Below are 13,297 nucleotides of genomic sequence, written 5' to 3' on the forward strand. Positions count from 1 at the left end.
TGAGAGTCATAAGACATGAAACTGAAATATCTCGCTTTCCTTCCCGTTTTATTTGGAGCTAATGTAATGGCAGAAAACGCCACCCTCGATACCGAACAACAAAAACTCAGCTATATCTTCGGCATACAAGTCGGTCAACAAATGATGATGGAAGGTGTAGAGCTGGAAATGGATGCATTCAGTGCAGGCGTTGCCGACATGATGGCTGGTCGTCAACCACAAATGGATCAGGCAACTGCGCAGGAAATCATTGGTAAATACCAGCAGAAAAAATCACAGGAACTGGCTGCTACAATGAACAAAAAGCAGGCAGAATCTAAAGCTTATATGGAAGAAAATGCTAAAAAAGACGGTGTTGTCACAACTGACAGCGGTCTGCAGTATGAAATCCTTAAAGAAGGTGATGGCGCAACACCAAAGGCAACTGATAAAGTCATTGCTCATTACGAAGGTACTTTGATTGACGGTACTGTGTTTGATAGCTCTATTGAACGCGGCGAACCAGCAACTTTCCCGGTGAATGGTGTTATTCAGGGCTGGCAGGAAGTCTTGCAGATGATGAAAGAAGGCGGCAAATGGCGCGTGGTCATCCCAGGCAATCTGGCTTACGGTCCACAAGGTGCCGGTGAAATGATTGGTCCTAACGAAACATTGATTTTTGATATCGAGCTGATTGCGATCACGCAGTGATAATCATTTAATATCAACTAAAGCCGCCCACGGGCGGCTTTTTTTATGCTTGCAATACTTGTTTGAAGTAGACCCAATCAAAATGAGGTCCAGGATCGGTCTTACGTCCAGGAGCAATATGTTCATGACCGGTAATTCGTTCTTTCGATAATAATGGATAGGTTGCAAACAATGCTTTGCTGACTTTAGCTAGTTGTTGATATTGCTCTTCGGTGAATGCCGTTTCATCATCACCTTCCATTTCAATACCTACTGTAAAGTCATTACAACGTTCTCGCCCCTCCCAGCAGGATACCCCTGCATGCCATGCGCGTTTATGAAAAGGCACAAACTGCTGTATCAATCCATCTCGTCTTATCAACAAATGTGATGAAACTTTAAGATGCGCGATCTCAGCAAAATAAGGGTGTGCATTCTGATCGAGCTGGTTTAAAAACAGATCGGCAATCCAGCCACCGCCAAACTGGCCAGGAGGTAAACTGATATTGTGAATAACGATGCCGCTAATATCGTTCTCGTCTGGACGATCATCACAATTGGTTGAAGGTAAAATCTCTGCCGCATCCAACCATCCGCTCTGTCTATCAATAATCACTGCTCACTCCATCATAGGTTTCTGAATAGATTATCAGAGCTTTAACGGTTACCCTATCGGCTGTTTAAATTTAACCTTGAAGACTATGACGATTCAAAACTTTATCCCGGCTAATTTTATTAGCTCACAGGTCAAGCTCTCCTTGCTGGAAGATATTGGACAGCAGGATCTCACTGCTGATCTTATTCCTACTGATGCAATAGCCAAAGCCAGACTGATCAGTCGTCAGAATGCCGTTTTATGTGGTCGTGACTGGTTTAATGAAGTATTCAATCAGCTGGATCCAGGGATTCAAATCAACTGGTTTTTTGAAGATGCCGATCTGCTACGTGAAAACGCGGTGCTATGTGAACTTTCTGGCAATGCCCGGGCGTTATTGAGTGGTGAACGCACGGCTATGAATTTTTTGCAGACATTTTCCGGCACCGCCACTCAGACCAAACTTTATGCTGACATTATCAAAGACTTGCCGGTTAAACTGCTTGATACCCGTAAAACCCTGCCAGGATTAAGACTTGGTCAGAAATATGCGGTACGTTGTGGAGGCGGAGTTAATCATCGATTTGGGCTGTATGACGCCATATTGATTAAAGAGAACCATATACTTGCTGCTGGCTCAATTGCAGCGGCGGTGGCTCAGGCCAAAGCTTTGCATCCCAATGTATCAATTGAGGTCGAAGTCGAGTCTATGGATGAATTACATCAGGTACTCAATACTGCTGTGGATATTGTGTTGCTGGATAATTTTTCACTGGAGATGCTACATGAGGCTGTTACCGTTACTCAGGGTAAAGTTGCCCTTGAAGCCTCAGGGGGTGTGAATAAAGAGACGCTACGAGGTATTGCTGAAACCGGCGTTGATAGAATTTCAGTGGGACAATTAACCAAAGATTTACAGGCTGTGGACCTATCGATGCGATTTATTGAGTTATAAAAAAGAAAGGCCGCAAGTAGCGGCCTTTCTATTAGCTAAACGATCGCATTACATTGTAATTTTGAAACCAATCCAGCCGGCTCTCGGTGCACCTGCACCAACAAAGCGTGGGTCTTCATAATCAAGGCCTGGTGCTTCATCGGGTTCACCGTACAAACCAAAGTTCTCGTATTCGCTATCAAACAAATTGTCGACTTTGGCAAAGAACTGGACATTTTTGTTCAGCTTGTAACGACCATGCAGATTAACCAGTCCATAACCACTGATTTTCTTATCAACATTCGCTTCATCGCCACGGTAATATTGGCTTGAATGATATGAAGCCGTTGCACCTAACGATAATTTCTGGGTAAATGCATAGTCGACACCGATCTTAATATTGTGTTCAGGAATACTTGGTAGGCGATCACCTTTACTGACACTATAGAGCTCGCCGTTTCGTGAATAATCGAAATCATCCTCAAAAGTCGCACGAACATAACTATAGTTAGTGAACCACGCCAATTGTTGATATTGACCATTCAGTCCAAACTCAAGCCCGGCACGTGCTGTTTTATCAATATTTCTGAAGTTACCTAAACCTAAACGACCACTAACTTCCTCAGATACTTCCTCATCCTCAGAGAAGAAGAACAAATCATCCGTTAGCTGTGTGTAATAAATATTGCTATACCAGTTAAACATTTCTTGCTGACCGCGCAAACCTGCCTCAACTGTTTTAGCAACAACATCATCCAAAGGTGGATCTGCTAAAAAAGCATTAGGATAAGCACAAGGTGACTCTGGTTCAGCACAAGTCAGCTCTGAGGCGGTCGGGGCACGATTAGATTCACTGTAATTACCATAGACAGTCAGGTTATCCTGTAATGCATAGGTCAAGCCGATTGTAGGATTAAAGCGTTTGAATACATGTTTATTACCAGACTCATTAAGATCCTGTTCACCACCTTCACTGGTCCCAGAAATATCAATCTGAATCCAGTTATAACGTCCACCCAAAGTTAAATCGAGACGTTCAGTTAATGAGTGTGTGTTAGTGAAAAACAAACTGAATGTGTCTGTTTCAATATCACCATCAACTACTGTTTCATCAATAATGAAGCCTGTTCCATCGGTACCACGCGAATCAGTAAATTCTGCTATTTCAGATTGTGATGAATATTTAACATCTGAAGTATCGTAGGAAGCACCAACAATCAATTGGTTTTCCCGATCAAATAAATCATTCAAAAAGGTTGACTGTAAAGCAAAACCATAACTATCTTGTTCAGTTTCACTGGTGTTATTCAGGGCTACATCATCACCATCTGCAAAGCCGAGTGAATCAGTACTAATGATTTCGTCATCACCATCAAATACACCTTCAACACCATCCTCGTCTTCGCCGATTTGTCCACCAATTACACTTAACTCAGAACCATCACCATTAAACGTACTGCGATCACTGCGACGATAATAGGTATTCGCTGACAACATCACATTGTCATTTATCCAATGTGAGCCATTCAAGGTAAACATACGCAATTCATTTTGCGTGTTATCCGGATGGGTGAACACAGCTTCCCGATCGTCAGCAACTAACTCAATTGGTGATGCACCATTTCCGTTCAGATCACTGTCAACAGCAGTGATACCAAAATCCAAACTGCTGGTTTCATTACGATAGCTCAAGTTGGAAAAGAACTGTTCTACTCTCGATGGTGAAAAATCACGCCAACCATCTTCTTTGGTAATAGAACCGGTCACAAAATAACCAAAATTGCCGTCATTACCACCGCTTTCAATGGTTCCTGAATCTCGGCCAAATGAACCGGTGTAAGCTTCAAGACTATGTCCCGGGTGCGTAAAACCATTTTTGGTTTGAATCGATAGAGCCCCACCTAAAGTATTCAAACCAAACAAAGGATTTGAACCTGACATCATATTCATGCTGGCAATCGCTGATTTCGGTATTAATTCAAAGTTGATAGCATCACCGAAAGGTTCATTGATACGGACACCATCCTGATAAACCGAAATACCTTGAGCATTACCTACAAGTGGAGAAGCCGTAAAGCCACGGAATTTCAAATCTGGTTGGAATGGATTATTTTGAGCATTGTTGATACTTACACTGTCCATTGTCTGATTCATAAAATCAGAAATATCTAGGCTTTGAGTGCGCTCAATATCTTCATCTGTAGCAGTTTGAACATGGCTAGGAATTTTATCTGCCTCCAGTCCTACACCATGTAGTGGCGTAAGGCTGATGACTTCTATATTTTCAAGTTGAAGATCCGGTTCTGCAGCTAAGCTGAGTCCCGGAGTCAATACACTAGCTAATAACGCAGGCAGGACACCGCGTCGGAATGGAATCGCCATCTTTAATCTCCCAGATTAATATTTTGTAAATACTTTTTATATATAGCTTTCTATGAAGCTTAGGACGATGCTAGCATGACGTTTCACACATAGAATTAGGAAAAATTCCTAAAACAATACGGGAAGATTAATCTGTTGTTTTTATTAAGAAAACCAAGCTAGTTGATTATGCAGTTGTACAACTTCACCAATAATCAGTAGCGTTGGTGCGACAGGTTGTTGTTTTTTTGCCAATTCAGGAAGCTCGGCAATAGTACTTGTCCAGACCTTTTGATTCTCTGTTGTGCCTTGCTGAACCAGCGCGGCCGGCATATCTGCTCTCATGCCGTGCTGTTGTAACTTCTGGCTAAGTATATCAAGGCCTGCGAGGCCCATATAAACCACTACTGTCTGACGTGGTTGCACTAACGCCTGCCAGTTCAAATCCAGCTCACCTTCTTTTAATTGTCCTGTTACAAACACACAACTTTGGGAATAATCACGATGCGTTAATGGAATACCAGAGTAGCAAGCAACACCCGAAGCGGCTGTGATACCCGGTACGACCTGAAAAGGAATTTTCTGTTCAGCCAACGTGGCAATTTCCTCTCCTCCACGACCAAAAATAAACGGATCGCCACCTTTCAAACGTAAAACGCGTTTGCCAGCCTGAGCATGTTCCAGCAATAACAGATTTATTTCATCCTGACGTTTGCTGTGCCATGCCCGCTGCTTCCCGACATAAATCATTTCAGCTTCTTTACGTACTAATGCCAGCACTTCCTTACTGACCAGACGATCGTAAAAAACCACATCGGCCTGTTGCATCAATCGTAAGGCTTTAAAGGTTAATAAATCCGGATCACCTGGGCCTGCTCCCACCAGATAGACTTCACCTTGTTGCAGAGCATTATCAGCGGTTTCATCAAGCAGAGTTTCAAGCGTTTTGCTGGCCAGTTCATCACGTCCAGCCAATACATGATCGGCAACAGGGCCTTGTAAAACTGATTCCCAGAAACGACGACGCTGTTTAATATGGCCAAACTTTGCCTTCACCCGTTCACGATATTCACCCACCAGTAATCCCAATTTACTGTAAGCAGGTGGAATCAGTGTTTCCAGCCGTGCGCGTAATTGTCTGGCTAAAATAGGTGACTGACCACCACTGGATATCGCCACCACAATGGGCGAACGATCTAGAACCGAAGGCAAAATAAAGTCACACATCTCGGGTTGATCAGCCACATTGGTGAGAATATTTCTGGCTTTGGCTGTCTGATAGACTTCGAGATTAACTTTTTCATCATTGGTTGCCGCGATCACCAGCGTTTGCTGATTAAGATAGCTTGAATCAAATCTATCATTGATCCAGTGCACCCTGTTCTTATAGTCAGGATCTTCCAGCAATTGGCGCGTCATCTCAGCAATATCTGGGGCAACAATAATTACTGATGCCTGAGCTTTCAATAGTAATGCTGCTTTACGAGCTGCAATTTCGCCGCCACCAACCACCAGACAATGGCGTTGTTTTAAATCTATAAATATAGGTAAATAATCCATCTAACTTCTATTGTGTAAAAGGTAATTCCACGGCCTGCAAAATATATCCGTCGGATAAATTTTGAATAATTGCCACCAGTTTCAGTTTGTCCTGCTGCCATTCAGGTGACAATTTCACTTGATGTTCAATAAAGGTTTCACCAGAATCATCAAGTTCAAACGGTCCCAACCATCGACGAACCAGGTTTTGATGATTAAATGTCTGTCCGGCATTATCTCCACCAAGGACCAGACTACTGACATCATCCTCAGTAATAGCAAGATACAGTTTGCTGTGTTGACGATTTTCCTTACCTGTTACCTGGCTTCGGCTATCGATCATCAACTGATCATTAATCAGATAAGCTCTTAGATTAATCTGTGCCTGAGCATCAAATTCATTGAGGAAACTTACTGCTTCTGCGAAATTCGCCCGCCAATTTGGCAGGGACTCACCACTCAATACAAATTCCGGAGTGTAAATAGTCTGATATCGGTTCAACCGCGCCAGTTGTTTCTGACGTTCGGAAAATGCCGGTTTGGCAAATGCATCCACCCAGCCTTTCTTATCGTTCAGATAATCAATATGAAAACCCAGAACAATATAATCAAGCTCTGCCTGCTGCTGTTGATATAACCAGCGTTCGGCAGGAGGGCAAAGCCCACAGCCTTCTGAAGTAAATAATTCCAGTACGGCAGTATGTTTATCGCCACTTGACGTCTGCCAACGGTCTACTGCCTGAACAGTAAAAGGGATATAGCATAAAACCAGCAACAACATCTTAATCATGGAGTGATTCATATCAGCCTCCTTCAGAGATCACTGAATCCTATTCACTAGGTGACACTGTGGAAATTTTCTGCGACATATCCTGAATTTCAGCGAGTTCTCGCAAAACAGCCGTTGCATAACTGCCCGGCCCCAATTCAAACTCTAACAGTAAACTGGTTTGGTTGATAAATTGCCATTTAAGATTCTGTGGAAATAATCTAAGTGCACGACGTTCCTGCGATAAACCAATTTTCTCCAACTGCTGCTGCCAATCCAGCCAATCTGTTAATACGCTCTGTTCCAGAGCCAGCGTATCATTCTTACTGATAGCCTCCCCCTTACCCCAGAGTGGCCCGGTCGGATGGATGTCCATTTCATTAATCCGCTGTTCAAGCACATCATCTTTAGTCTCAGCGACAAAATAACTGGCACGGGTACCGGCCAGTAACATCACGTCACCCGCCAGCATTTGATTCCAGTTGCCTTGGCGGATTCGTTCGGCCAACACCAGATTGAACAGCCAGGAACGTGCTGCTGAAATAATAATACTGCGTTGATTTCGCTTTTTCGGCTCGGTTCCTTCTGTGAACCATTGCTCTGCTTTTTTCAGGTTATTACCGTGATGACCGAAACGTTGTTCGGCGAAATAATTAGGTACTCCCTGCTCCGCAATTAATTGCAGATTCTGCTCCCAGATACTCGGGTCACCGACAATGTCGGTTAATCGCAAACGGAAACGGTTTCCGGCAAGTGCCCCACGTTTTAATTTTTTGCTGTGACGAACCGCTTTAAGAATTTTAATTTGTTCATTTTCAAATGCCAGCCAATCCGGTTCCGGCAAACCCTGTAAATTAACACTGAACCATTGGGATGTAACTGCATGACGATCCTTAAGTCCGGCGTATCCGACAGCAACAGGCGACACACCGGCAAATCGGGCAATTTCCTGGGCCAACCAGTCAGTGTTGGTATCGGTTTTCTGCACATATAACCAGACATGCGATCCTTCGCCCTCCGGCGAAAATGGCAGATGTTCCTCTACTTCAAAATAAACCGCTTTTTCACGTAGCTTGGCACTACAGCCTGAAGCAGTTTCAGAATGGCGTGGCAGGGATAAATAATCGAAATGTTTCAAACAGATTCAACCTTTTGGATAAGCGCCACAGCATGAGCCGATATGCCCTCCTGGCGGCCGACAAATCCCAGTTTTTCGGTGGTTGTCGCTTTGATATTAATTGCCGAGGACTCAATATGCAGGTCTGTGGCCAGCAATTCTCGCATTTGCGGGATATACGGCGCCAGTTTAGGTACTTGTGCTACCACTGTAGAATCGACATTGCTCACCTGCCAGCCTGCCGCCGCTAAATCGTCATATACACGACGTAACAGTACCCGACTATCAATTCCCGCAAAAGCCATATCATCATCAGGAAAATGGTGACCAATATCCCACCAGCCTGCAGCGCCGAGCAAAGCATCACATATTGCATGAATCAATACATCCCCATCGGAGTGAGCCTCAAGTCCATGCGTGTGAGGAATATTTACACCACCAATAATTAATGAACAGTTTTCAGCAAACCGATGAACATCATAACCATGGCCTATTTTCACGCAGCTTCTCCATTATTCTGTTGTTGTAAAAATAGCGCTGCTAATGCCAGATCCTGTGGCAGAGTAATTTTGATATTGTCAGCATGCCCGGCAACCATTTTGGGTACTAAGCCCATAAATTCCATTGCACTGGCCTCATCTGTAACATTGATATTGCATTGTTTCGCTTGAGTTAATGCCTCAGCCAGGCCTTTCAATCGAAACATCTGAGGAGTGGATGCCCGCCATAATCCAGTTCGATCTACTGTTGCTTCGATGGTGTTATCTGCGTTCACACGTTTGATCGTCTCACTGAGCGGCACACCTAAAATACCACCTACCGGATCATCACTTAATTGCTGCAACATGGAATCGATATCACTGTGACGAATGCAGGGACGTGCGGCATCATGCACCAATACCCAAGGATCCTGCTGGGTAAGATTTTTTAGAAACTCTAGCGCGTTGCTCACTGAATCCGCCCGATGCTCTCCCCCAAGTGTTGTATGGATGGGCCAGTGTGATGGCAGATTCAGTGAGGGCCAGTACGGATCATTGGCTGAAAGCGCAACAACGACCCCTTCGATTAAAGGATGACTGATAAGCCGTTGCAGACTATGAACAATTACTGGTTGATTATTCAGTAATAGATACTGCTTAGGGCGATCGGCCTGCATTCTGCTGCCAATCCCCGCCGCAGGCACCACCGCCCAGACTTTATTGTTCATCTTCAGGAAGTTCAATTATGTGAAAAAAGGTTTCTTCCGGCTTAACCATCCCCAGTTCACTGCGAGCACGCTCTTCCAATGCATCCAAACCGCTTTTAAGATCAGCAACTTCTGCAGCCAGTACCTGATTGCGCTCTTCAAGTTTTGCATTATCAATACGTTGTTTTTCAACTGTGTGATGAAGTCTTAACAAAGCTGGTAAGCCGTCATGACTCAACCACAATCTGTATTGCAGCATGACAAAAATTAACGTCAGCACAATCAGTACTGTTTTCATACGTCAAACTTCACTGACAGGCGAAAGCCCGCAAACCCGGATAAATTGCTGTAGCACCCAGTTCAGCTTCAATACGCAGCAACTGATTATATTTTGCTACCCGGTCTGAACGCGACATCGAGCCGGTTTTGATTTGTCCACATTGGGTGCCCACCGCCAAATCGGCAATAAACGTATCTTCAGTCTCACCACTGCGATGAGAAGCAATAGATTTATAGCCTGCTTCGGCGGCCATATTCATCGCATGAAGTGTTTCACTCAACGTACCGATTTGATTCAGCTTGATCAAAATTGCATTGGCCACCTTGGCTTCAATACCCTTCTGTAGAATCGCACTGTTGGTCACAAATAAATCATCACCCACTAATTGAATACGATCGCCTACTCGATCGGTCAGCAATTTCCATCCATCCCAGTCGTTTTCATCCATGCCGTCTTCGATACTGATGATTGGATACTTATTGCACCAGGTTTCCAGCAGATCCGTTAATTCAGCCGCGGTGAGACTACGTTTTTCGGATTCCAGACGATACATCCCGTCTTTATAAAACTCGGAACTGGCGACATCCAGCGCGATCATGACATCACGGCCCGGCTCATAGCCAGCCTGTTTGATGGCTTGCATAATTAGTTCCATAGCCGCTTCATTTGAAGCCAGATCGGGGGCAAATCCACCTTCATCGCCCACAGCGGTATTAAGACCCTGTGCCAATAAAACAGCTTTTAACTGATGAAATACTTCTGCTCCGGCACGAATTGCTTCCTTGAAGCTTTTGGCACCGACCGGCACAATCATGAATTCTTGGAAATCAACACTGTTATCAGCGTGTGATCCACCATTGATAATGTTCATCATCGGTACCGGCAAGGTCACCGCTTTATCTCCGCCAAGATAGCGATATAAAGGCAATCCCTGTTCATCCGCACCGGCTACTGCCGCTGCCATGGAAACCGCCAGAATAGCGTTAGCACCAAGACGTTGTTTATTTTCAGTGCCATCACAGGCAATGAGTTTTTCATCCAGGCTGGATTGATCGAGGCAATCCATTCCAACAACGGCCGCACGTAATTCAGTATTGATTGCTTCAACAGCTCTGGTTACGCCTTTGCCCAGATAACGTGACTTATCACCATCACGTAACTCAATCGCTTCACGTTCGCCAGTTGAAGCACCTGAAGGTACAGCTGCTCTTCCTATGGCGCCACTGGCAAGAATAACGTCAGCTTCGACCGTAGGATTGCCACGAGAATCAATGATCTCACGGCCACGAACATCTATAATTTTACTCATAATTGTCTCCATCTATAGTTGAAGTTGCCAGACAATAACCCTTTTCTGGCATGCCACCTGTTACAGGTAAGCGTCTTCAATAAAGTCTTGTTGTTTAACTGTTTTATCGATAGCAATCAGCGTTTCCAGTAAAGCCTGCATTTTATGCAGTGGCCAGGAATTCGGTCCATCACTGAGGGCTTTTTCAGGATCCGGATGCGTTTCCATGAACAAGCCAGCAATGCCAGCAGCTACTGCAGAACGTGCCAGTACAGGTACAAACTGTCTCTGGCCACCGCTTTTGCCACCCTGACCACCGGGTTGCTGCACCGAGTGGGTGGCATCAAATACTACCGGGCAATCCATATGACGCATGGTCGGTAAACCACGCATATCTGAAATCAACGTGTTATAACCAAATGAGGTACCACGTTCACATAACATGATCTGCTGGTTACCAGTTGATTTGGCTTTATCTGCGACATGCTGCATATCCCATGGCGCCAGAAACTGACCTTTTTTAATGTTTACCGGTAAGCCCTGACTGGCGACATTAATAATGAAATTGGTCTGACGACACAAGAAAGCCGGGGTTTGCAATACATCGACCACACTGGCAACTTCAGCCAGCGGTGTGTCTTCATGAACGTCTGTCAGAATAGGCAGGCCGAATTCTTTTTTGACCTTTTCCAGAATCGCCATACCCGCTTCAAGACCGGGACCGCGATAGGTATTAGTAGAAGTACGATTGGCTTTATCGAAAGAGGATTTGTAGATAAAGGGGATACCCAGTTTGTCTGTCATCTCTTTTAACTGACCAGCCACATCCATGGTCATTTGTTCACTTTCGATGACACAGGTGCCGGCAATCAAAAATAACGGTTGTTTACCGCCAACTTCGTGACCACATAATTGCATTACAGCTGTCCTCGTTTTTTATGATTCGCCACTGCAGCATTGATAAAGCCTTCAAACAGACGATGTCCATGTCTCGGGGTGGAGGTGAACTCTGGATGGAACTGACAAGCCACAAACCAGGGATGCCCCGGGATCTCGACCATTTCTGCCAGTGAGTTATCTTTTGACATGCCCGAAAACAGCAGACCGGCATCTTCCAGTTTCTGTTTGTAATTATTGTTGAACTCATAACGATGACGGTGACGCTCAACAATTTCATCAGCTCCATAAATCTGTTGTGCCAGCGATCCAGGTTTCAGAACACATGGATAGCCACCCAAACGCATGGTACCGCCCAGATCTGAATCATGATCACGCTGTTCTACACTGCCATCCTCTTTCTGCCATTCTGTAATAAGACCTATCACCGGATCTGGTGTATTCGGTTCAAACTCGGTACTGAAAGCCTGTGTCAGTCCTGCTTTATGACGAGCATATTCAATGACGGCTACCTGCATACCCAGACAGATTCCCAGATACGGGATATTATTTTCGCGGGCAAACTGAGCGGTTAAAATCATCCCTTCAACACCACGTTTACCAAAGCCGCCAGGCACCAGAATGGCATCCATATCGGCAATACTGTTGGTGCCATTTTTCTCGATCATTTCAGAATCGACATAATGCACATTGACCTTGGTACGGGTATGAATACCGGCATGAACCAAGGCTTCGGAAAGCGATTTATAGGCTTCGGTCAACTCCATGTATTTTCCGACCATGGCAATATTGACTTCACCCTGCGGATTGGAGAGATTTTCATAAACCTGCTGCCACTGACTCAGATCGGCCGGTTTAGCATCCAGTCCCAGTTGTTTCACCACAATGTCATCAAGACCTTGTTTGTGTAATTCCATTGGTATTTTGTAAATGCTGTCCACATCAATACAGGTGATAACCGATTTTTCAGGAACATTGGTGAACAAGGAAATCTTGCGGCGTTCGGATTCCGGTAAAGGTCGATCCATACGACACAGCAAAACATCCGGTTGAATACCGATAGTGCGTAGTTCTTTTACTGAATGCTGAGTGGGTTTGGTTTTAATTTCACCGGCAGAAGCAATATAGGGCACCAGTGTCAGATGAATAAACAAAGCACGATCACGGCCTAATTCAGTTGCCATCTGACGAATGGTTTCCAAAAATGGTAATGACTCAATATCACCGACCGTGCCACCGATTTCCACCAGTGCAACATCGGCATCGCCAGCGCCTTCATAAACACAGCGTTTGATTTCATCGGTAATATGCGGAATGACCTGCACCGTATTGCCAAGATACTCACCCCGGCGTTCTTTACGGATAACGTTTTCATAGATTTGGCCAGTCGTATGGTTATTGCGGCTGGTCATATTGGCATCAATAAACCGCTCGTAGTGACCTAAATCCAGATCAGTTTCAGCACCATCATCCGTTACAAACACCTCACCATGTTGCAGTGGGCTCATTGTTCCGGGATCAACGTTGATGTAGGGATCGAGTTTAATCATTGTGACCTTCAGGCCACGAGCTTCTAGAATCGCTGCCAGTGAAGCCGCCGCGATTCCCTTACCGAGAGACGACACAACACCACCAGTGACAAATATAAATTTAGTCATATTA

The 13,297-nt window shown here is 44.7% G+C and carries 13 protein-coding genes; 2 read left to right on the top strand and 11 right to left on the bottom strand.

The features are described 5' to 3' along the window. Positions 1-15: 15 nt before the first annotated feature. Positions 16-690 carry an FKBP-type peptidyl-prolyl cis-trans isomerase gene (locus B3M51_RS06355; RefSeq protein ID WP_292757663.1) on the top strand — a complete coding sequence of 225 codons (675 nt, stop codon included), beginning with the start codon at positions 16-18 and terminating at the stop codon, positions 688-690. Positions 691-733: 43 nt separating this feature from the next. Here the strand turns inward: B3M51_RS06355 and ampD are convergent, their stop codons facing one another. Further along, positions 734-1,285, bottom strand: coding sequence for a 1,6-anhydro-N-acetylmuramyl-L-alanine amidase AmpD (ampD, locus tag B3M51_RS06360; RefSeq protein WP_292757665.1), 552 nt, complete (start codon positions 1,283-1,285; stop codon positions 734-736). An 85-nt stretch (positions 1,286-1,370) separates the two neighbouring features. Between ampD and nadC the strand changes: the two genes are divergently transcribed. After that, positions 1,371-2,219: a carboxylating nicotinate-nucleotide diphosphorylase gene (nadC, locus tag B3M51_RS06365; protein WP_292757667.1), complete on the top strand. Its 849-nt coding sequence runs from the start codon at positions 1,371-1,373 to the stop codon at positions 2,217-2,219. A 48-nt stretch (positions 2,220-2,267) separates the two neighbouring features. On the opposite strand, the gene B3M51_RS06370 is transcribed toward nadC, so the two are convergent. From B3M51_RS06370 to B3M51_RS06415, 10 genes are all read right to left on the bottom strand, one after another. Continuing rightward, positions 2,268-4,580 (bottom strand): TonB-dependent receptor, encoded by a 2,313-nt coding sequence (locus tag B3M51_RS06370; protein WP_292757669.1) that lies wholly within the window; start codon positions 4,578-4,580, stop codon positions 2,268-2,270. A 144-nt stretch (positions 4,581-4,724) separates the two neighbouring features. Then, positions 4,725-6,119 (bottom strand): siroheme synthase CysG, encoded by a 1,395-nt coding sequence (gene cysG, locus B3M51_RS06375; protein ID WP_292757671.1) that lies wholly within the window; start codon positions 6,117-6,119, stop codon positions 4,725-4,727. Positions 6,120-6,126: 7 nt separating this feature from the next. Next, entirely contained in the window at positions 6,127-6,900 is a 774-nt protein-coding gene (locus B3M51_RS06380) for a DUF1223 domain-containing protein (protein WP_292757673.1), read from the bottom strand. A gap of 28 nt (positions 6,901-6,928) precedes the next feature. After that, positions 6,929-8,005 carry a tRNA pseudouridine(13) synthase TruD gene (gene truD / locus B3M51_RS06385; protein ID WP_292757675.1) on the bottom strand — a complete coding sequence of 359 codons (1,077 nt, stop codon included), beginning with the start codon at positions 8,003-8,005 and terminating at the stop codon, positions 6,929-6,931. Continuing rightward, positions 8,002-8,484, bottom strand: coding sequence for a 2-C-methyl-D-erythritol 2,4-cyclodiphosphate synthase (ispF, locus tag B3M51_RS06390; protein WP_292757677.1), 483 nt, complete (start codon positions 8,482-8,484; stop codon positions 8,002-8,004). Before ispF ends, truD begins: the two co-directional genes overlap by 4 nt. Beyond that, on the bottom strand, positions 8,481-9,191 hold the full coding sequence (gene ispD / locus B3M51_RS06395; protein WP_292757679.1) for a 2-C-methyl-D-erythritol 4-phosphate cytidylyltransferase: 711 nt from the start codon (positions 9,189-9,191) through the stop codon (positions 8,481-8,483). The genes ispF and ispD overlap by 4 nt, the downstream gene beginning before the upstream one ends. Then, entirely contained in the window at positions 9,181-9,468 is a 288-nt protein-coding gene (ftsB, locus tag B3M51_RS06400; RefSeq protein WP_014706722.1) for a cell division protein FtsB, read from the bottom strand. Before ftsB ends, ispD begins: the two co-directional genes overlap by 11 nt. Positions 9,469-9,478: 10 nt before the next feature. Continuing rightward, a complete protein-coding gene (eno, locus tag B3M51_RS06405; RefSeq protein WP_292757681.1) occupies positions 9,479-10,759 on the bottom strand; it encodes a phosphopyruvate hydratase in 1,281 nt (426 codons plus the stop codon). 60 nt (positions 10,760-10,819) lie between these two features. Next, positions 10,820-11,656, bottom strand: a complete 837-nt coding sequence (gene kdsA, locus B3M51_RS06410) for a 3-deoxy-8-phosphooctulonate synthase (RefSeq protein WP_014706720.1) — start codon at positions 11,654-11,656, stop codon at positions 10,820-10,822. Further along, the gene (locus B3M51_RS06415) at positions 11,656-13,293 is read right to left on the bottom strand and encodes a CTP synthase (protein WP_292757683.1); all 1,638 of its coding nucleotides are present in this window, start codon (positions 13,291-13,293) and stop codon (positions 11,656-11,658) included. The genes kdsA and B3M51_RS06415 overlap by 1 nt, the downstream gene beginning before the upstream one ends. Positions 13,294-13,297 lie beyond the last annotated feature (4 nt).

It is taken from the genome of Methylophaga sp. UBA2689 (assembly GCA_002354555.1).
Taxonomy (GTDB): Bacteria; Pseudomonadota; Gammaproteobacteria; order Nitrosococcales; family Methylophagaceae; genus Methylophaga.